We start from the raw sequence: 19,243 nt of genomic DNA on the forward strand, positions 1-19,243 counted from the left end.
TTCTTATTCAAGAACAGTTCCTTTTATCTTGATAGATTTTGCAGGTACATCGGCATTAGAATAAACAGTTACTGTTTTCCTAATAGGTCCAACCCTGTTGGTGTCATATTTTACCTTAATCTCTCCAGATTCACCGGGAGCAATAGGATCTTTAGGTTTTTCAGGAATCGTACATCCGCAGCTTGAAGTAACATCGGTAATCACCAATGGAACATTACCGGTATTGGTAAATTCAAAAACGCGGACTCCGTCACTTCCTTTTTGTATTTCGCCATAGTCGATTACTTCCGACTTAAATTCGATCTTGGCAGTTTCCTGCGCCTGTACTGCAAAACCCGCAAAAACGAAGATGGCAATTGCAATTAATTTTTTCATAGTTTTTTGGTTTATCAGAATTGTAAATATAAGATTTATCTGCTTATTCCTGCAAATAAAATGGCAATCCACAGGTTCTCCTTTTATAATCCTGAAGTTATAATTACTTTTGCCCAGATATTCCAAAAACCGCACCAAAGTATGTCTGAAGCATCAAAATACATAGCCCGGGAAGTAGAAAACAAGTGGTATGACTACTGGATGAAGCACGGCTATTTTCATTCTGAAGTTGATGAAAGAGAGCCCTATACCATAGTCATTCCGCCGCCAAATGTTACGGGGGTGCTGCACATGGGGCACATGCTTAATAATACTATTCAGGATGTATTGATACGCCGCGCCAGGTTGCAGGGCTACAATGCCTGTTGGGTGCCGGGAACAGACCATGCTTCTATCGCTACAGAGGCAAAAGTGGTTGCTAAACTTAAAGCGGAAGGAATTGACAAAAATGACCTTTCCCGCGAGGAATTTTTAGAACACGCCTGGGAATGGACCCACAAACATGGCGGAATTATCCTGGAACAGCTCAAGAAGTTAGGAGCTTCCTGTGATTGGGAGCGTACAAAGTTCACTATGGATGATGATATGTCAGCTTCGGTCATTAAAGTTTTCGTGGATCTGTATAAGAAAGGCCATATTTACCGTGGTTACCGGATGGTTAACTGGGATCCTGAAGCTAAAACCACCCTTTCAGATGAGGAAGTGATCTATCAGGAGCGGCAGGGGCATCTGTATTTCCTGCAGTATAAAATAGAGGGAACAGAAGACAGCCTCACTATCGCTACCACCAGACCCGAAACCATCCTTGGGGATACTGCAATTTGTATAAATCCAAATGATGAACGTTTTACTCATTTGAAAGGTAGAAAAGCAATAGTTCCTTTGTGTGAGCGCGTAATCCCGATCATTGAGGATGAGTACGTGGATATGGAGTTTGGTACCGGATGCTTAAAAGTAACTCCGGCGCATGATGAGAATGATAAGGTGTTGGGAGATAAGCATAATCTGGAAGTGATTGACATTTTTAATGATGATGCTACGCTTAATTCCTTTGGAATGCACTACGAAGGAATGGACAGGTTTGAAGCCCGTAAAAGGATTGTTGCGGAACTTCAGGAGAAGGGAATTCTTGCAAAGACTGAAGATCACATAAATAAAATTGGCACCAGCGAGAGAACGGGTGCTGTGATAGAGCCAAAGCTAAGTGACCAGTGGTTTCTTAAGATGAAGGAGCTGGCGCAACCGGCTCTCGATGCAGTATTGGAAAAAGAAGTAAACCTGGTTCCGGAAAAGTTCATCAATACTTACCGTCACTGGATGGAAAATGTTCGTGACTGGAATATAAGCCGTCAATTGATATGGGGACAGCAAATTCCTGCCTTTTACTATGGTGACGGCAAGGAAGATTATGTGGTTGCCGAAACTAAAGAAGAAGCACTGCAGCTTGCCCGTGAAAAGACCGGAAACAGCTCGCTTACTGCCGATTCCCTGACGCAGGATAAAGATGCTCTGGATACCTGGTTCTCCTCCTGGTTATGGCCTATTTCGGTATTCAACGGAATTCTGGAACCCGACAATAAAGAGATCAATTATTATTATCCCACTAATGATCTTGTAACTGCACCCGAGATCCTCTTTTTCTGGGTAGCACGTATGATCATTGCAGGCTATGAATACCGGGATCAAAAACCATTTAACAACGTGTATCTCACCGGAATCGTGCGCGATAAGCAGCGCCGAAAAATGTCCAAATCTTTGGGTAATTCACCGGATCCCCTTGGTTTGATCGATGCCTATGGGGCCGATGGAGTTAGAGTGGGAATGCTTTTAAGTTCTCCTGCCGGGAATGATCTAATGTTTGACGAAGATCTTTGTAAGCAGGGAGGTGCTTTTGTAAATAAGATTTGGAATTCCTTCAAGCTGGTGAATTCCTGGGAAGTTTCAGATGAGGTTTCTCAGCCGCAATCAGCTAAAATAGCCGTGGAGTGGTATAAGGCTAAATTTCAGAAGACGCTGCGGGAGATCGATGATAATTATAAAAAATACCGCATAAGTGATGCCTTAATGGCAACTTATAAGCTGGTTTGGGATGATTACTGCTCCTGGTTCCTTGAAATGGTGAAACCGGCTTATGGCCAGCCTATGGACCGCAAGACTTTTAACTCCGTGAATGAGATCCTGGAGGAAAATTTAAAGATCCTTCATCCTTTTGTGCCATTTGTTTCTGAAGAAATCTGGCAGGCGATGAAAGCCCGAACCGAAAAGGAAGCTTTGATCATTGCTTCCTGGCCCAAAATTGAAAATTTTGATGCGGCTCTTATTGAAGAATTTTCTATAGCTTCTGAAGTTATTTCGGGAATAAGAAGCATCAGGAAAGAAAAGAACATTTCATTTAAAGACCAGATCGAACTCCAGGTTTTAAACAATGAAAATGCAGCAAATACATTTGATCCTGTAATTGAAAAGCTGGGGAATATTTCAGCACTGTCATATACAGATCAACAGGTTCAGGGTGCTTTATCTTTCAGGGTCAAATCAAACGACTATTTTATTCCGGTTGCCGGAGCAGTTGATGTTGAAGCCGAAAAGGCAAAACTGGAGGAAGAACTTAATTATACCAAAGGTTTCCTGGCATCTGTTGAGAAGAAACTATCCAATGAACGATTTGTAAGTGGGGCCCCTGCAAAAGTTGTGGAGATCGAGCAGCAAAAGAAAGCCGATGCAGAAGCTAAAATAGAGGCAATTCAGGCAAGTCTGAAAGCACTCTCTTAAAGGATAACAATAAGTTCAAAATTTTAAAAAGCGGGAAATTTTCAGAAATGGAGTTTCCCGCTTAATTTTTGAGAAACTTCGCTCCGCTATGCGAGAGGGTCAATGAAGATTGGATTTTTGTGCTTGTAAATTGGAATGTAATTAAAACTACTGCCAGCTAACTTTACTCCGGAATATTCTCGTTTACCAGGTCAATATAAGCTCTTTTAGCATCCAATACACTCATTCCTTTTACCTGTAGCAAAGCATTGAGCTTAAAGGCATTTTTGACGTCACTGTTACCCGAGGGAATGTAAGCTGCGGTATGTTCTGTTGCCTGTTTGTAATAGGCGTATAGCTTCAGCATAAGATCTGGCGGAAATCTTTCGGAAGTATTACAGGCCCTTTCATAAGCCTTTTCAAATTCTTTATCCACTTCTTCAGGAGTCATTTTAGGAGACTTTTGCAATAAGGCTGATTCCGCCTTTAACCTTTTGGTTCAGCTTCACATCAATTTCTGTTCCCAGGGGAAGAAAAACGTCCACTCTTGAACCAAATTTAATGAAACCGCTGTCGCTTCCCTGTACAACTTCCTCGCCAACTTTTGCATAATTCACGATGCGTTTTGCCAGGGCTCCGGCAATCTGTCTGTAAAGGATCTCTCCAACAACTTCGTTTTCAACTACAACAGTGGTGCGCTCATTTTCTTCACTGGCTTTGGGATGCCAGGCTACCAGATATTTTCCCGGATGATACTTGCTGTACTTAACCACACCGCCAATTGGATGCCGGGTAACATGTACATTTATGGGAGACATAAAAACCGATACCATTAATCGCTTATCATTGAAATATTCCTTTTCAAAAACCTCTTCGATCACTACTACCTTTCCGTCTACCGGCGCTAAAATATGAGAGGTATTGATTTCTGTATTGCGCTTTGGATTCCTAAAGAATTGTATGATGAGAAAGAAAAGGAGAACAGTGCCTATCAGGATCGCTATCTTGATCCAATAGGTGTAAATAAAAGTTTGTGCCAGCAGGTTTACAACGATCAACAGGATCACTGCAATCCCCATAATTTTATATCCTTCTTTATGAAACATAGGTTAATATTTGTAGGTAAGCATATACAAACGGGCTTGCAAAAATAATACTGTCTAAACGATCGAACAATCCGCCGTGACCCGGCATTAATCTTCCACTGTCTTTAACTCCCGCCTGTCTTTTAAATTTTGATTGGATCAAGTCTCCTAAAGTGCCAAAAATACTCAATATTATCGCCATTCCCACCCAGGTGTGCAGGTTGAGTAATCCTGTAAAGTAAAATACCAGGTATCCGGCAATAGCAGTAAAAATGAGTCCGCCGAGGAATCCTTCCACGGTCTTCTTTGGAGATATCCTTTCAAAGAGTTTTTTCTTACCAAAGTTCTTTCCAACAAGATATGCAAAAGTATCGTTAATCCAAATAAGGGAAAATACTCCCACTACCAGTTCGGGTGTAAAATCTCCGGTATAGCTTGGAATAAGGGTAAGGAAGATCATTGATGCTATGAGATAGAAAATAATTATCACATACTTTTTCTTCTCAAAAAGTGGGATCTTATTGACCAGCATGAGGTCCTTTACCAGGAATAGGTTTACAAAAATTGTAATAAGCAACAGGACCAGGGTCGCATATGGATTAAAACGGAGGTAGCTGAATAAATAAAACAGCCCTATAAGTAGGGCGTATCCAAGGTAGCTCTTAAGGTGAAGGAGGCGCTGCAACTCCCTCAGGCAGATCAATCCAAAGAGAAGGAAAAGCGTGGTAAAGGCGAATTCAGAGAAAAAAATGGAAACTACCAGAATAGACACATACATGATTCCCGATAATCCCCGAATAATATTTTCCTTCATGTTACAGATCTTCCAGAAGCAGCAAATATAAGTTTTTTGTGCTACTTCCATAACTCATGAAGTCTCCTTCCTTATTTGTTTCGAAATTCTTTATGGTGGTAATGTTGGAAGGAATGCGATCCCTGTTCTTAAATTTTATTCCTCTAAGACCTTCTCCAATTGCGTCCACCAATTTACTTGTAGAGGCCAGGATCACAAAATCGTATGGTAATTCCCTTAATTTCTTTTCCTTGATTTGGTTAGAAGAAATGAGAATAGAGCCGTCATTGGCAATAAGGTATTCGCAGGTTCCTAAAAAGAAAGCTGCTTCTCCGGAATTAGTGAACTCCAGGTTCTGGTCGGAAAATCTCTCTCTCAAATTTTTATCAAAGCAACAAGCCTGTTTTTCATACCAGTCGTTCTCCAACATGATATTTTCAAACGCCTCGATCAACTCCTCATTACTCTCACAATAAAGAAATTTGCCGCCGTTATTCTTGAAGTTGAGCATGAATCGCTCATCTGTGGGGAGCTTAACATCTGGCATATACTTGCTACGGTCAGAATTTTCAACATTCTCCTGACCTTTGTCTGATTTAGATTTAGGATTTAAGAAATTTCTAAATAGACTCATATAGGTTTTAATTACACTAAGTAGCATTTAAACCAAAGGTAAAAAATCTAAACTAACAGATTAATGAAAGTTTAGATTTTTTAACGGTGGAAGATATAATTTAATTTTGCCCCGGTGCAGGGTTTCCCGAAGGGGCTGAAGGGTCTGTATTTTCCGGAACGGACTTTTCTGTAACGGTTTCTTCTTCTACCTTTACTTTCCTTTCCTGGGAATTGCCGCTCATGATCTCATCCCGGCTTTTAAAAGGTCTCTTTCCAAAAATTTCCTCCAGGTTATCTTTAAAAATAACCTCTTTTTCGAGCAGGATCTCTGCAAGTTTAGTAAGTTTATCCTTATTTTCCTCAAGAAGCTTAATCGCTCTCTGATACTGCTCTTCGATAAGATTCGAAATTTCTTTGTCAATCAATTCTGAAGTTTTCTCGCTGTAAGGTTTAGTGAAATTATATTCACTTTGCCCTGAAGAATCATGATAGGTAAGGTTCCCAACTTTCTCATTCAATCCATATACAGTTACCATGGCCCGCGCCTGTTTGGTTACTTTTTCAAGATCGCTTAATGCTCCTGTTGAGATTTTGTTGAAGATGACTTTTTCAGCTGCCCGGCCTCCCAAAGCGGCACACATTTCATCCAGCATTTGTTCCGGCCTTACGATCAACCGCTCTTCCGGTAGATACCACGCGGCACCTAAAGACTGGCCACGGGGAACAATGGTTACTTTAACCAAAGGCGCTGCATGTTCCAAAATCCAACTCACGGTAGCGTGACCCGCTTCATGAAAGGCAATAGCCTGCTTTTCTTCCGGAGTGATGATCTTATTCTTTTTCTCAAGACCTCCCACAATTCTGTCTACAGCATCAAGGAAATCCTGCTTTCCAACTGCGGTCTTTTCTTTTCGTGCTGCAATTAAAGCAGCCTCGTTACATACATTGGCAATATCTGCACCCGAAAATCCCGGAGTTTGTTTCGCCATGAATTCTGTATCCAGTTCATCTGCCACCTTTTTAAGGGGACGCAGATGCACCTCAAATATTTCTTTTCTTTCTCTTACATCCGGAAGGTCCACATAGATCTGCCTGTCAAACCTACCTGCACGCATTAAAGCTTTATCTAAAACGTCGGCACGGTTTGTAGCCGCAAGTACGATCACATTGGTATTTGTGCCAAACCCGTCCATCTCTGTGAGTAACTGGTTAAGCGTGTTTTCACGTTCGTCATTAGATCCCGAAAAATTGCTTTTTCCACGCGCCCTACCAATGGCATCAATCTCATCAATAAAAATAATGGCCGGAGATTTCTCTTTTGCCTGTTTGAAAAGGTCACGCACTCTTGAGGCTCCAACTCCCACAAACATTTCCACGAAATCTGAACCCGAAAGAGAGAAAAATGGAACTTTTGCTTCTCCTGCAACGGCTTTAGCCAAAAGCGTTTTACCTGTTCCCGGAGGTCCTACCAATAAGGCTCCTTTAGGGATCTTACCTCCAAGGTTGGTATATTTATCGGGGTTTTTGAGGAAATCTACGATTTCCTGTACCTCTTCTTTTGCGCCTTCAAGGCCGGCGACGTCTTTAAATGAAACCTTTACATCGGTATTTTGATCAAAAAGCTTGGCTTTTGATTTTCCGATATTGAAGATCTGTCCGCCTGCGCCACCACCTGCACCACCGCTCATACGTCGCATGATGAAGATCCATATTCCTATAATTAGCACAAACGGAAGCAGGGTCAACAGGATATCTCCCCAAACGTTCTGCTGTGTTTCATAAGAAATAGGGGTAGAAAGATTATTTTCTTCCTTGATCTCCTTTATGTTGGTTTCCAGGTTCTCCAGGCTTCCGAACTCAAAGGTATAAGCCGGAGAATCCCCACCGGGAAACATTTCCTCCTGGACTGCCTTGCTGTGGATATCCTTTTCTTTAGCTTCCTCTGTAAGGTAAACCTGCGCCTGTGCTTTATTGATAATAACTACCCTCTCTACATCTCCCTGTTCAAGATAATTCAGGAATTCTGCAGGATTGGTTTTTGCCGGCTCATTGAACCCGCTTCCACTGAAGAAATTTATTCCCAGAAAAACAAGTATGATGGCAGCATAGATCCAGTAGGCACTGAATTTAGGCTTCTTTGGTTCTTTATTTTTTGGTTGCTCTTTGGCCATTCGTATTTTCTTAACTCTTAATAATTCGTTTCAATTGAAGTAGATTTTGCATCTCCCCAAAGACTCTCTATGTCGTAAAATTCCCTGATGTGTTTCTGGAAAACATGGACCACAACGCTTACATAATCCATTAAGATCCACTCCGCATTTTCCGATCCTTCTATATGCCAGGGTTTGTCTTTTAGTGACTTACTTACGGTTTTTTGTATGGAGTTTACTATAGCGTTTACCTGCGTATTTGAAGTACCGTTGCAGATAATGAAATAATCACAAACTGTATTCTCAATTTCCCTTAGGTCAAGAAGTTGGATGTCATTTCCTTTTACTTCTTCAATACCCTTGATTATATGTGCAATAAGTATATCGTTGTTCGCTTCTTTTTTTGTCATTAAATTTATTTTCTTTGCGCAAAGTTATTACTTTTTAAGGTTTTAAAACCTTCGTTTTTATAACATTTAACGCCAGCATTATCTTATCTTCTCGTATGCACCTTATCAAAGTTGATGCCATCAACTCCACCAATTCCTTTGCCAGGGAGATGTTCAGGGAAAATCCTCAAATGCCTTTGACTTGTATAGTGGCAAAAAAGCAGTTACAGGGAAGAGGGCAGAGGGGAACAAACTGGGATTCTGAAGAAGGGAAAAACCTTACCTTTAGTGTGTTTATGCCCAATTTACGACTAAGGCCTGCCCGCCAGTTTTTGCTTAGTGCAGCCGTAGCAACTTCCCTGGTTTCTTCCCTTGAAAAATTCGATCTGCCACGGCTTAAGGTAAAATGGCCTAACGACATATTGTCAGCAAATCAAAAAATTGCCGGAATTCTCATTGAAAACATTATTTCTGAAGGGAGAGTAATAGCATCGGTTATAGGCATTGGTCTCAACGTAAATCAACTGCAATTTGAAAACCTGCCAAAAGCGTCATCCATGAAAATGGTTTCAGGAAGGGATTTTGATTCCGAAGAAGTGCTGGGATTAATTCTGATGGACCTTGAAAACAGCTTCCGAAGTTTTTCCGAAGAAAATTCTGAAGCTATTTTTAAGGCCTATGAAAAATGGCTTTTTAGAAAGGATATGCCATCAACCTTTAAAAATCCGGATGATTCTATGTTCACCGGAATGATCACCGGCGTTTCAGCAACCGGAATGCTGCGTGTGCAAACCGATGATGAGGAAATCAGAGAATTTGATCTTAAAGAGGTGGAACTTTGCTATTAAAGCTTCGCTACATTTTCGGATAAGTTACCGATGAATTTCTTTAATGGTCCTTTGACCATCATGGCCATCATGGTATTGAACTTTCCGTGGAAGAATAGTTGGGCCATACTTTGATTTTCGCTTACTGCCTCTATCTCCACGTCCAGGGAGAAATCGAATTTATCTGAAGTAGATCCAAGTTTTATATATTCAGGTTCTCTGGTTTCTTTAATCTGCAAAGCAATTTCGGGCATTCCTTTAAGAGCGAAAACAAAAGTGTCCTCAGATATCACCTGGAATTTCTCTTTGCTTTCGGGCATGATCTGCTCGTAATTCTTCACGTCTGTCAGGAAATTGAATAATTCCTGCTGACTCTTTTGTACTGTTACTTTGTCACTCTGTAATTCCATAGCTTATATTTTCCAATTTGCCGGATCCTTGCGCCACTTTTTAAGCAGGTCGCTTTCGGCTTGATTTATATAGTTCGTTTTTAGTGCCACCTCCAGTAAATAGTCGTAGTTACTCAAAGTGTGCAGCTCGATGTTGGCTTTTTTGAAGTTTTCTGTGGCAGTTTCAAATCCGTAGGAGAAAATGGCAAGCATTCCTTTTACCTGGAGATTCTCCGCCTGTAATGCTTTTACAGCATTTAGGCTGCTGTTGCCGGTGCTTATAAGATCCTCAATAACCACCACACGCTGGCCTTCTTCTGCTTTTCCTTCTATTTGGTTTTGGCGGCCATGGGATTTTGCTTCGGGACGCACATAGATAAACGGCAGGCTTAAATACTCTGCTACCAGCATTCCTATACCAATTGCTCCTGTTGCTACTCCTGCAATAACATCGGCTTTTCCATAAAGTTGTTCGATTTGTCTGGCCATGTGCTCCCTCACAAAATTGCGGATGGGAGGATAGGAAAGTATGATGCGGTTATCACAATAAATAGGAGAGTTCCATCCACTCGCCCATTTGAAACCTTGTTGTGCATCTAATTTTATTGCTTTAATTTGCAATAGCAGCTCAGCAGTTTTAAGTGCTGTTTCCTTGTCTAAAATCATACTGCAAATGTATAAAGTTTTTGTAAATGATATTCCTATAATTCTCTCAACAGAGCGGGATATGGGGGAAAAGTATATTTCTTTTCCGTTAAAAGAAGTTAAACTTAAGAGGATTATCAAAAAGATCAACAAAGGCAAACTGCTGTATGTCAATCTTTATCATGATAAAAAGGAAAAGCTGCTAAAACACCTTTTTAAAAAGCTGCCTGTGGTAACGGCAGGAGGAGGGATGGTTTTGAACTCTAACAACGAAGTGCTTTTTATTTATCGAAATGGCCGATGGGACCTTCCTAAAGGTAAGGTGGAGAAAAATGAAAGCATTGAAGCTGGAGCAATAAGGGAAGTTGAAGAGGAAACAGGGGTGAAAAACCTGAAGATCTCCAAATTTCTCCAAACCACATATCACATTTTCCAGCGAAAGGGACGTTATCGCTTGAAGGTGACCTACTGGTATGAAATGACTACCGATTATACCGGGGAACTTGTGCCCGAAGAAAAAGAGGGTATTAAAAAAGTGAAATGGAAGAATATGGAAAAGGCACAAAAAGCTCTGACCAAATCATACGCCAATATTAAACTCTTATTTCCTGAAGAAGTGCTACCGCTTCACTCTAAAGATGGGATATCTCATATGTGAGGCTTCATAGTACTCACTTTTTTTATGGATCCAGTCTAACTGTGCATATGCATTTTGGGCAAATTCCCTGTCTTTCTCTTTCAAAGCAAGAAATTCATCTTCCAGCTCAGGATAATCGTCCAGCAATTCTCTCGCAACATCTTCAAAAACATAAGGTGAAAAGTGCTCTTTTTGCTGCAGTACACTGTCAAAGAAATTCCAGCTAAAAAAAGAGTCAGGGGCTTCTGGCTCCAGCGTGGCCATGAGATATTTTGCCGCCCTTTGCTTCAAAGGTACAAATACATCGCCTTTACGAATCTTTACCTCCTGGTTATATAATTCTACTTCCACATTAGTATGTGGGTAATGTCCTTCGTAAGGACTGCTGCTTGTCTGGTAATCCTTTATCCTGTATACCTCCACAACCATGCTGGTATCTTTTTCAAATGGAACCATTTTCACATTATTGAGTTCCAGTAGTTCCAGCACTTCCCACCATCCCTGGGGAATGATATATCCCTGTGGAATTTTTACCTCCCTGGTTGGTTTAAAGGTATTATAAAATGCTATTTCCCGTGTATAGGGTCGGGTGGTATCATATTTTAACCTTTCAAAACCTGTTACTTCGCTTTCAATACGATCTGCTTCGTAACCTTTGAAGTTGAGCGTGGAATTTTGTGTGCTGTCCACTTTGAAATCAAAAGCAAAAGTGTCTTTAGCCTGAAATTCCTGAAGATCCTGCTTTCTTAGCTTTCTAATAATCTCGAAATCTTCATCGGCAATATCGATCATGGAGCGCAACAATTCATAAGTGCCTTTCACACGCCGGTCGTATGGCTTTAGCATGTGCGTTTCTACTATTATACCAAGTGTATTCCACAGAGAAGTATACCCGGTAGAATAACGGGGAGTATCCAGAAACTGAGAGAATCCTTTTTCAGGTACATCCCCAAAGACATTTACATAAGGGGTGATCTCCCATTTCTTTTTTTTCAAGGCTTTTTCGAGAGCAGGTCGAAGATCGGTTTTAATGTAATTGCCGAGCGCTCCTCCCATCTGGTCGTGCTGCGTAAAAAGGTGAGTAAGCGTGTACTGGTAATCGGCACCATTGCTCACATGAGTATCAATAAAAACATCAGGGTTTACGTGGTGGAAAATTTCGTAAAAGCCACGGGTATTTTTTGTGTCGGCTTTAATGAAGTCGCGATTGAGGTCGTAATTGCGGGCATTTCCGCGGAAACCATATTCTTTTGGGCCATTCTGGTTCGTACGCGTAAAGGAATTCCGGTTAAGGGCACCTCCAATATTATAAATAGGGATAGTGGCGATCACTGTATTTTCCGGAAGTGTAATGGAATCCTGCGCCAGGTCCCTAAAAAGCATCATGGTAGCATCTATGCCGTCGCTCTCCCCTGGATGAATGCCGTTATTTATCAACACGATGGTATGATCTTTCCTAAGGCTTTCAAAGTCAAAGTCCTTATTGCGGCTATACACCATAAGGTGCAGGGGTTCTCCGCTATCGGTTTCACCAAGGATCTGGAGATCTACAGAGGAATAAACCGCGGCCAGGTTTTCGTAAAAATCAATGACTTCTGTATAAGTGGCCGTTTCTGTGCCGCCACTTTTCTCAAATACAGTAGTGAAATCATAGTCCTGTTCCAGGATGTAATTTGAAAAATCGCAGGAACTAAGGCTAATTCCCAGGGTTATCCACAGCAGGATCTTTTTCATCAGGATATTTTTAACGGCCTCAAACTTAAAGAAAAACTTCAAAAGCATAAAGAAGTGCAAAGGATAAAGCCAATTTTTAAATATACCTTATTTTAGCACAGGCTGTAACAAAATTACTGATTCACCGGTCAAAAATGGCATTTTTGGCACCCCTTACTTTTAGAAAATTCTAAGTCTTGAAAAAAATTTTATCCTTCATCTGCCTTTTATTGTTCTTCCAAAGTACCACTGCACAAAAAATAAGCGGAAGAATTATTGACGCTTTTACCAACGAACCTCTTGAAAATGTAAACATTTCTGCGGAAGGCTCTCTGGAAGCCACTTTTTCTGATGCCTCCGGAAGCTTTTATTTTCCTGCTGAAAGTTTTCCGCTGAATCTCATTTTTGAAATGCCGGGATACGGCCGAAAGATCCTCTTCTTGAAAACTCCTGAAGATGATCTTCTCATCTATATGGCTCCGGCTGAAGGTTCACTCGCCGAAGTTGTTCTTCGAAGTACTATTATTCCACAGGAATTACTGGAGACTCCTGCTTCGGTTTCTGTCCTGTCATCGAGCGATCTGGAGCGATTTGATGAAACCAATCTTATGCAGAACTTCAGTACTGTAGCCGGTGTAAATGTGCATCAGGGGGCGCTCAACACCAATAAAATGAGTATCCGGGGAGTGGGAGCGAGGTCGCAATACAGCACCAATCGAGTAAAAGCCTATTTTATGGAGATCCCCATTTCTTCTGCCGAAGGCGAAACCACCTTAGATGACCTTGATCCTGCCATGATTGGCAGAGCCGAGATCATCAAAGGACCTGTCTCCAGCGTGTATGGAGCCGGCCTGGGGGGAGTGATCACTCTTTTGCCTGCCGAAGCTGAATCGGGAACCCATGTAGGGGCAAAGACAACTTTTGGCAGTTATGGCCTTATTAAAGGTAATTTTAAGGCCTCCCATGCTTCAGAAACCACCAATGTTGTAGCCACCTATAATCATTTGCAAAGCGATGGCTGGCGCGAGAATGGAGCTTACAACCGGGATGGTTTTACTGTTTACGGAAAGTTTTCCGGTGGGGAGAAAAATTTAATTTCGGTTTTTGGGAATTTCGTGCGGTTAAAGGCTTTTATTCCAAGCTCTGTAAACAAGGAAACCCTTGAAAATGATCCTTCTTCGGCAGCTTTTACCTGGGCAGCTGCACAGGGTTACGAGTCTTACGACAAAGGTCTCTTCGGGATTTCCAATACCTATCGATTCTCTCCGGCTTTTGAAAATGTTACAAGTGGATACTTCAGGTTTAGAGATGCCTATGAACCACGACCATTTGATATTTTAAACGAGGGGCAATTTGCAACCGGGGCCCGCACAAAATTCAGCTTCGAAAATCCTTTTTTTGAAGCCGATTCCCAATTGAGTATTGGTGCCGAGGTTTATAGGGAATGGTACGATACAGCTACTTTTGAAAATTTGTACGGGGAATTTGAAGGGCAGGGCAGCATTCCGGGCAATATCCTTAGTAACAATGAACAGGACAGGAGGTACTACAATCTTTTTGCACAGTACAATATTGAAATTCTGCCAAAGCTGCAGTTAGAGGCAGGGGTAAACTTAAACTCCACTTCATATGAACTTAATGATGTTTATGCTGAAGATGAAATAGATCAATCCGGCGACTACAGGTTTGAAACAGTACTTTCTCCACGATTGGGAGCTGTTTATTCTTTGAAACCCGCCAAGAATTTTTATGCCTCCATCAGCCATGGATTTTCAACTCCTACAGTTGCAGAAACTTTGACTCCCGAAGGTCTAATAAACACCTCACTTCAACCTGAAACCGGCATCAATTACGAAATTGGCTTTAAAGGAAATTTCTTTAATAACAGGCTGTATGCAGAAGTTGCTGCATTTTCAATTCAGGTTGAGGATTTATTAGTATCAGAACGGGTGGCCGAAGATCAATACATTGGCCGCAACGCCGGGAGGACCGATCATAACGGACTGGAACTGCTGCTTAATTATAATTTCAAGATCACCAACAACCTTCGGGCGCGATCTTTTGTGAACGCTGCTTTTAATTCTTTTAAGTTTGATGAATTCGTAGATGAAGGAGAAGATTTTTCCGGAAACAACCTACCTGCCGTGCCTCAAAAAACCCTAAACGCCGGATTGGATTTTCTCCACACCTCCGGAATTTCGTTGCGAGCTACCTGGCAGCATGAGGGGGAGATGCCTTTGAACGATGCGAATTCCGAATTCAGGGAAGGCTACAATCTTTTAAACCTAAAAACCTCCTGGACCTCGGAAATTTTCAGCAACTGGAGTACCGAAATCTGTGCAGGATTGAACAATGTTTTGGATGAAGCCTACGCTGCTTCGGTCATTCCAAATGCTGTTGGTTTTGGTGGAACCGCACCCAGATATTTTTACCCGGGAATGCCGCGGAATTGGTTTGGAGGCTTAGCTATTGAATATAATTTTTAGTGGGATTCAAATCTGCAAGGTCTTTTTGAGACCTTGTAGGTTTTAGAAATTTTGAATCTTAAATCTTGAATCCCTTTACAACATCGGGCACCATGAATTCATACTTCCCGCCGTGGCGTATCACATCTCGTACTACGGTTGAAGAAATATGACTTTTTCCGGAGGAGGTGAGGAGAAATACAGATTCAATTCCGGAGAGCTTATAATTGGTTTGGCCAATGGTCTTTTCATATTCCAGGTCAATAGCGTTCCGCAATCCGCGTAAGATGAATCCGGCATTTTGTTCCTTGCAAAAATCTACGGTCAAACCTTTATAGGTCATTACCTTTACTTTCGGTTCATCTTTATAGGTTTCTTCCAAAAAATGTACTCGCTGTTCCAGGGTAAACATATATTTTTTATCAGAATTGGTGCCAATTGCGAGGATGATCTCGTCAAACAAAGGCAGTGCCCTGTCAATTATATCTGTATGTCCCAAAGTCACTGGATCAAAAGACCCCGGAAAAACGGCTTTTCTCATACCTCAATATTTGTTCTAAATTATGAATTTCTAACGACTCGACCTTTGCAGACCTTTAAAAGCAAGTCTTGATTCCCGGCTCTTGTCTGTTGTTTATTTCATCGCAGCCTCAATTGCACTTCCGAATAGTTCTTCAAGTGAGATTCCTGCAGCCCTCGCCTGCTGCGGCAAAATACTGGCTTCACTTAATCCAGGGTTGGTATTGATCTCAATAAAATGCGGCTCATTGTTATGAAAAATGAATTCAGATCTTGAGAAACCTTTCATCTTCAGCTTCCGGTAGATGAGTTTAGCGATCTCCTGAACCTCTTTTGTTTGATCATCTGATAGTCGGGCGGGAGTGATCTCCTGGGATTTTCCGAGGTACTTGGCTTCATAGTCAAAAAACTCATTTTCAGAAACAATTTCGGTAACGGGCAGTGCGGTGATCTCTCCGTTGTGCGTGATCACACCCACAGAAACTTCGGTACCGTCAAGAAAAGATTCAATGATGATCTCATTATCTTCTTTAAAAGCAAACTTTGTCGCCTGTATAATATCATCCTTCGATTTAACCTTGGTGATCCCAAAGCTGCTTCCGGCTTTATTTGCTTTAACAAAGCAGGGCAAGCCAACTTTTTCTACGATTTCATCAGGATCGATTTCATCTCCCTTGTCAACAAAATAGTTCACAGCAGTTTTAACTCCGTATGGCCTCAACACGCTTATCAGATCCCGTTTATTAAAAGTTAGCGCCGACTGATAAAAATCGCAGGAAGTCTGCGGAATTCCTATTAGTTCCAGGTAGGCCTGCAACAACCCATTTTCACCGGGAGTACCGTGGATGGTATTAAAAACGCAATCAAAGGTGATGAGTTTTCCCTTAATGTTGACGGTAAAGTTACTGCGGTTTAGAGGGTAGGGGGTATCATCATCGGTAACTACAAACCACTCCTTTTGTAGGATATGTACCCGGTAAGGGTTGTATTTATTGCGATCAAGATTTTTATATACCACATTTCCACTGTTGATGGAGATACGGTATTCGCTGGAAAAGCCGCCCATGGCTATGGCTATATTCTTCTTCATATTAAATAAGGCCCGGTGTTTTACGTTAACAAAAGTAGGGACTATAAATGAATGTCTGCAAAACCACCTGATTTTATATCTTTGTTTTTTATTCTGAACTATGAGTTTTTTCCGTTTTCTCTTTAGCAAAACCTTTTTAATTCAACTGGTTTTAGCCGTTTTTGCGCTCGTTTTGATCGCTTTTATTATTTTAAAATGGTTGGATTTTTCCACCAACCAGGACCAGCGAATCACTGTTCCCAACCTGGCACGCTTATCTCTTGACAAGGTAGACGAGCAGCTCGGGGAACTTGATCTGCGAAGGGAGATCCTGGATTCAGCCAATTATAATCCTGAGTTTCCGCCATATTCTGTGATAGATCAGGTGCCGATTCCTGGGAAGCAGGTGAAGGAAAACCGAAAGATATACATCACTTTAAACCCTTCAGGATTTACCAAAGTGGAGATTCCGGAGAATTTGATCCGCAGAACAAGAAGACAGGTGGAGCCTACTTTGCGGTCCCTCGGATTCGAGATTGGTACCATTTCCTATAAACCTGATGTTGCCAAAGATGTGGTACTTGAAATGCGGCACAACGGACAGCTGGTGGAACCCGGAATGAAACTTATGAAAACTTCGAAGATCGACCTGATCCTGGGTGATGGCTCCGGAAGATACGGAATGGATGAAGAGGACGAGGCTGAAACTACAGCCGAAGAGCAAATTATAAATGACCTGGAAGAAGAAGAATATGATTTCTGAAAATAACATACCCGAACCTGATGAAAATGATGATGAGCTTTACGAACATCACAGGTTTGTAGCAGATAAAGGTCAACAGCCGCTGCGGGTCGATAAGTTTCTTATGAACTATATCGAAAAAGCCACGCGCAACAAGATCCAGACTGCAGCAAAAGAAGGAAACATTCATGTGAATGAGGTTCCGGTAAAGTCGAACTATAAAGTAAAACCAGGAGATGTGGTGCAGGTAATGTTTGAACATCCTCCCTATGAATTCCTGCTTACCCCCGAAAATATTCCGCTGGACATCGTTTATGAAGATGACGCTTTATTGGTGGTGAATAAACCCGCCGGTATGGTTGTGCATCCCGGCCATGGAAATTATAGCGGAACCCTGATCAATGCCCTGGTCTATCATTTCGAGAACCTGCCGCAGAATTCAGATGAAAGACCCGGACTCGTTCATAGAATAGATAAAGATACCAGCGGACTTTTAGTGGTAGCCAGGACAGAGCAGGCAATGACCAAACTCGCAAAACAATTCTTTGACAAGAGTAGTGAGCGCGAATATGTGGCGCTGGTTTGGGGAAATGTTGAGGAAGACGAAGGCACTATTGAAGGCAATATTGGTCGCCATCCAAAAAACAGGCTTCAGAATACCGTTTATTTAGGAGATGATGAAGATAAGGGGAAACCTGCGGTAACCCGATATAAGGTTCTTGAGCGGTTAGGATATGTCACTCTTGTGTCCTGTAAGCTTGAAACCGGGCGTACCCACCAGATACGTGTGCACATGAAGCACATTGGTCACACCTTATTCAATGATGAGCGTTATGGAGGGGACAAGATCCTTAAAGGAACCACTTTTACAAAATATAAGCAGTTCGTGGAAAACTGTTTCAAGGTGCTGCCAAGGCAGGCGCTGCACGCGAAAACTCTTGGTTTTAAACATCCGGTAAGCGGGGAGTGGCTGAGTTTTGATACTCCGATCCCCGAGGATATGCAGCAGTGTATCGAGCGATGGAGAAATTACGCGAAAAACCAAAAGGAATTTATTGATGAATAAACCTTTTTTATAGCAGTATCAACAGGAAAGAACAATCCCGGCAGGAAAACCCTCCGGGATTTTATATTTTTGAGTACTAATTACAAACACCTTTTTCTTCGGAAAGTCAAGTATATGAAAATAGTAGTTTCCCCCGCAAAAACATTAGATTATAAAAGTAAACTGCCCACAAATCGAGGCACTCAGCCTGCATTTTTAGACACCACTGCCACCATCAACCGGAAGCTGTCCCGTATGTCTAAAAAAGAGATTTCTAAACTCATGGACATTAGCGATAAGCTTGCCGATCTCAATCACACCCGCTATCAGGAATTTGAGGAGGAGCATAACAAGAAAAATTCCCGTCCCGCGGCATATGCATTTGCCGGAGATGTCTATACAGGCCTTGACGCCTATACAATTCCGGTGGAAAAGATCGATTTTATGCAGGATTCCCTGCGCATCCTTTCCGGTTACTATGGCATTCTTCGCCCCCTCGACCTTATCCAGCCATACCGCCTTGAAATGGGAACTTCTTTGGGGGTGGGCCGCAAAAAGAACCTGTATGAAGTATGGCAGGAAAAGATCACAGATTTCCTGAATAGTGAACTAAAGGAGAACGAGCTCTTCGTAAACCTGGCGAGTATGGAATATTTCAAGGCGATAAATACAGATAAGTTGAAGACACCCGTGATCTCTCCTGTTTTTAAGGATTTTAAAAATGGTGAATTGAAGATCATTAGCTTCTTTGCCAAAAAAGCCAGGGGATCAATGGCCAGATTTATCATTGATACCGAAGCTCAAACTCTTGAAGACCTCAGGAATTTTGACTACGACGGATATAGATTTTCTGCCGAAGAAACCTTAGAAGAAAAGGAGCCGGTTTTTACCAGGTAGCTTCAGCAGCAGTTTATTGTTAAAGTATTTCAAAAAGCGGTGCCTCACCGCTTTTTTCTTTTTAATTTCTGAAAAATGGAGACCTCTCCAAAATGTCATTTTAGAAAGGTCTTTCCGAAGCATATTTAATTTTAAAA

The 19,243-nt window shown here is 41.7% G+C and carries 19 protein-coding genes; 7 read left to right on the top strand and 12 right to left on the bottom strand.

Features of this window, described 5'->3' with window-relative positions; all coding sequences use genetic code 11:
• Positions 1–3 precede the first annotated feature (3 nt).
• On the bottom strand, positions 4–375 hold the full coding sequence (locus tag CRO16_RS12170; RefSeq protein WP_097056806.1) for a DUF1573 domain-containing protein: 372 nt from the start codon (positions 373–375) through the stop codon (positions 4–6).
• A 141-nt stretch (positions 376–516) separates the two neighbouring features.
• On the opposite strand from CRO16_RS12170, the gene CRO16_RS12175 reads away from it, so the two are divergent.
• Entirely contained in the window at positions 517–3,147 is a 2,631-nt protein-coding gene (locus CRO16_RS12175; RefSeq protein WP_097056665.1) for a valine--tRNA ligase, read from the top strand.
• A gap of 163 nt (positions 3,148–3,310) precedes the next feature.
• On the opposite strand, the gene CRO16_RS12180 is transcribed toward CRO16_RS12175, so the two are convergent.
• From CRO16_RS12180 to rsfS, 6 genes are all read right to left on the bottom strand, one after another.
• Complete coding sequence (locus tag CRO16_RS12180) at positions 3,311–3,577, bottom strand: acyl-CoA-binding protein (RefSeq protein ID WP_097056666.1); 267 nt, start codon at positions 3,575–3,577, stop codon at positions 3,311–3,313.
• Position 3,578: 1 nt separating this feature from the next.
• Positions 3,579–4,232 carry a phosphatidylserine decarboxylase family protein gene (locus CRO16_RS12185; protein WP_097056667.1) on the bottom strand — a complete coding sequence of 218 codons (654 nt, stop codon included), beginning with the start codon at positions 4,230–4,232 and terminating at the stop codon, positions 3,579–3,581.
• The gene (locus tag CRO16_RS12190) at positions 4,222–5,025 is read right to left on the bottom strand and encodes a phosphatidate cytidylyltransferase (protein WP_097056668.1); all 804 of its coding nucleotides are present in this window, start codon (positions 5,023–5,025) and stop codon (positions 4,222–4,224) included. Before CRO16_RS12190 ends, CRO16_RS12185 begins: the two co-directional genes overlap by 11 nt.
• Position 5,026: 1 nt before the next feature.
• Positions 5,027–5,638, bottom strand: coding sequence for an LUD domain-containing protein (locus CRO16_RS12195; RefSeq protein WP_097056669.1), 612 nt, complete (start codon positions 5,636–5,638; stop codon positions 5,027–5,029).
• A 100-nt stretch (positions 5,639–5,738) separates the two neighbouring features.
• The gene (gene ftsH, locus CRO16_RS12200; RefSeq protein WP_097056670.1) at positions 5,739–7,790 is read right to left on the bottom strand and encodes an ATP-dependent zinc metalloprotease FtsH; all 2,052 of its coding nucleotides are present in this window, start codon (positions 7,788–7,790) and stop codon (positions 5,739–5,741) included.
• A gap of 17 nt (positions 7,791–7,807) precedes the next feature.
• Entirely contained in the window at positions 7,808–8,179 is a 372-nt protein-coding gene (gene rsfS, locus CRO16_RS12205) for a ribosome silencing factor (RefSeq protein ID WP_097056671.1), read from the bottom strand.
• Positions 8,180–8,274: 95 nt separating this feature from the next.
• Here rsfS and CRO16_RS12210 point away from each other — a divergent pair, with 95 nt between their 5' ends.
• Complete coding sequence (locus CRO16_RS12210) at positions 8,275–9,006, top strand: biotin--[acetyl-CoA-carboxylase] ligase (protein ID WP_097056672.1); 732 nt, start codon at positions 8,275–8,277, stop codon at positions 9,004–9,006.
• On the opposite strand, the gene CRO16_RS12215 is transcribed toward CRO16_RS12210, so the two are convergent.
• Positions 9,003–9,395, bottom strand: a complete 393-nt coding sequence (locus CRO16_RS12215) for an SRPBCC family protein (protein WP_097056673.1) — start codon at positions 9,393–9,395, stop codon at positions 9,003–9,005. The genes CRO16_RS12210 and CRO16_RS12215 overlap by 4 nt on opposite strands.
• Positions 9,396–9,398: 3 nt before the next feature.
• A complete protein-coding gene (gene pyrE, locus CRO16_RS12220) occupies positions 9,399–10,040 on the bottom strand; it encodes an orotate phosphoribosyltransferase (protein WP_097056674.1) in 642 nt (213 codons plus the stop codon).
• 7 nt (positions 10,041–10,047) lie between these two features.
• Between pyrE and CRO16_RS12225 the strand changes: the two genes are divergently transcribed.
• Positions 10,048–10,677 carry an NUDIX hydrolase gene (locus tag CRO16_RS12225; RefSeq protein ID WP_097056807.1) on the top strand — a complete coding sequence of 210 codons (630 nt, stop codon included), beginning with the start codon at positions 10,048–10,050 and terminating at the stop codon, positions 10,675–10,677.
• Here the strand turns inward: CRO16_RS12225 and CRO16_RS12230 are convergent.
• Positions 10,639–12,390 carry a M14 family metallopeptidase gene (locus tag CRO16_RS12230; protein ID WP_097056808.1) on the bottom strand — a complete coding sequence of 584 codons (1,752 nt, stop codon included), beginning with the start codon at positions 12,388–12,390 and terminating at the stop codon, positions 10,639–10,641. The genes CRO16_RS12225 and CRO16_RS12230 overlap by 39 nt on opposite strands.
• A 176-nt stretch (positions 12,391–12,566) precedes the next feature.
• Here CRO16_RS12230 and CRO16_RS12235 point away from each other — a divergent pair, with 176 nt between their 5' ends.
• Positions 12,567–14,855, top strand: coding sequence for a TonB-dependent receptor (locus CRO16_RS12235; RefSeq protein WP_245859033.1), 2,289 nt, complete (start codon positions 12,567–12,569; stop codon positions 14,853–14,855).
• A gap of 58 nt (positions 14,856–14,913) precedes the next feature.
• On the opposite strand, the gene coaD is transcribed toward CRO16_RS12235, so the two are convergent.
• A complete protein-coding gene (gene coaD / locus CRO16_RS12240) occupies positions 14,914–15,375 on the bottom strand; it encodes a pantetheine-phosphate adenylyltransferase (protein ID WP_097056675.1) in 462 nt (153 codons plus the stop codon).
• A 93-nt stretch (positions 15,376–15,468) separates the two neighbouring features.
• Positions 15,469–16,443, bottom strand: a complete 975-nt coding sequence (locus CRO16_RS12245) for a D-alanine--D-alanine ligase (RefSeq protein ID WP_097056676.1) — start codon at positions 16,441–16,443, stop codon at positions 15,469–15,471.
• A gap of 100 nt (positions 16,444–16,543) precedes the next feature.
• Between CRO16_RS12245 and CRO16_RS12250 the strand changes: the two genes are divergently transcribed.
• The 3 genes from CRO16_RS12250 to yaaA all read left to right on the top strand — a co-directional run bounded on the left by CRO16_RS12250 (position 16,544) and on the right by yaaA (position 19,106).
• Positions 16,544–17,185 carry a PASTA domain-containing protein gene (locus tag CRO16_RS12250; RefSeq protein ID WP_097056677.1) on the top strand — a complete coding sequence of 214 codons (642 nt, stop codon included), beginning with the start codon at positions 16,544–16,546 and terminating at the stop codon, positions 17,183–17,185.
• A complete protein-coding gene (locus tag CRO16_RS12255; RefSeq protein ID WP_245859035.1) occupies positions 17,154–18,230 on the top strand; it encodes an RluA family pseudouridine synthase in 1,077 nt (358 codons plus the stop codon). The genes CRO16_RS12250 and CRO16_RS12255 overlap by 32 nt, the downstream gene beginning before the upstream one ends.
• A 114-nt stretch (positions 18,231–18,344) precedes the next feature.
• A complete protein-coding gene (yaaA, locus tag CRO16_RS12260; RefSeq protein ID WP_097056678.1) occupies positions 18,345–19,106 on the top strand; it encodes a peroxide stress protein YaaA in 762 nt (253 codons plus the stop codon).
• Positions 19,107–19,243: the final 137 nt, after the last annotated feature.

Source organism: Salinimicrobium sediminis (assembly GCF_900215295.1).
Classification (GTDB): Bacteria; Bacteroidota; Bacteroidia; order Flavobacteriales; family Flavobacteriaceae; genus Salinimicrobium; species Salinimicrobium sediminis.

Coding starts and splice junctions, on each gene's coding strand:
- CRO16_RS12170 (WP_097056806.1), bottom strand. CDS start 375: ATGAAAAAATTAATTGCAATTGCCATCTTCGTTTTTGCGGGTTTTGCA.
- CRO16_RS12175 (WP_097056665.1), top strand. CDS start 517: ATGTCTGAAGCATCAAAATACATAGCCCGGGAAGTAGAAAACAAGTGG.
- CRO16_RS12180 (WP_097056666.1), bottom strand. CDS start 3,577: ATGACTCCTGAAGAAGTGGATAAAGAATTTGAAAAGGCTTATGAAAGG.
- CRO16_RS12185 (WP_097056667.1), bottom strand. CDS start 4,232: ATGTTTCATAAAGAAGGATATAAAATTATGGGGATTGCAGTGATCCTG.
- CRO16_RS12190 (WP_097056668.1), bottom strand. CDS start 5,025: ATGAAGGAAAATATTATTCGGGGATTATCGGGAATCATGTATGTGTCT.
- CRO16_RS12195 (WP_097056669.1), bottom strand. CDS start 5,638: ATGAGTCTATTTAGAAATTTCTTAAATCCTAAATCTAAATCAGACAAA.
- ftsH (WP_097056670.1), bottom strand. CDS start 7,790: ATGGCCAAAGAGCAACCAAAAAATAAAGAACCAAAGAAGCCTAAATTC.
- rsfS (WP_097056671.1), bottom strand. CDS start 8,179: ATGACAAAAAAAGAAGCGAACAACGATATACTTATTGCACATATAATC.
- CRO16_RS12210 (WP_097056672.1), top strand. CDS start 8,275: ATGCACCTTATCAAAGTTGATGCCATCAACTCCACCAATTCCTTTGCC.
- CRO16_RS12215 (WP_097056673.1), bottom strand. CDS start 9,395: ATGGAATTACAGAGTGACAAAGTAACAGTACAAAAGAGTCAGCAGGAA.
- pyrE (WP_097056674.1), bottom strand. CDS start 10,040: ATGATTTTAGACAAGGAAACAGCACTTAAAACTGCTGAGCTGCTATTG.
- CRO16_RS12225 (WP_097056807.1), top strand. CDS start 10,048: ATGTATAAAGTTTTTGTAAATGATATTCCTATAATTCTCTCAACAGAG.
- CRO16_RS12230 (WP_097056808.1), bottom strand. CDS start 12,390: ATGAAAAAGATCCTGCTGTGGATAACCCTGGGAATTAGCCTTAGTTCC.
- coaD (WP_097056675.1), bottom strand. CDS start 15,375: ATGAGAAAAGCCGTTTTTCCGGGGTCTTTTGATCCAGTGACTTTGGGA.
- CRO16_RS12245 (WP_097056676.1), bottom strand. CDS start 16,443: ATGAAGAAGAATATAGCCATAGCCATGGGCGGCTTTTCCAGCGAATAC.
- CRO16_RS12250 (WP_097056677.1), top strand. CDS start 16,544: ATGAGTTTTTTCCGTTTTCTCTTTAGCAAAACCTTTTTAATTCAACTG.
- CRO16_RS12255 (WP_245859035.1), top strand. CDS start 17,154: ATGACCTGGAAGAAGAAGAATATGATTTCTGAAAATAACATACCCGAA.
- yaaA (WP_097056678.1), top strand. CDS start 18,345: ATGAAAATAGTAGTTTCCCCCGCAAAAACATTAGATTATAAAAGTAAA.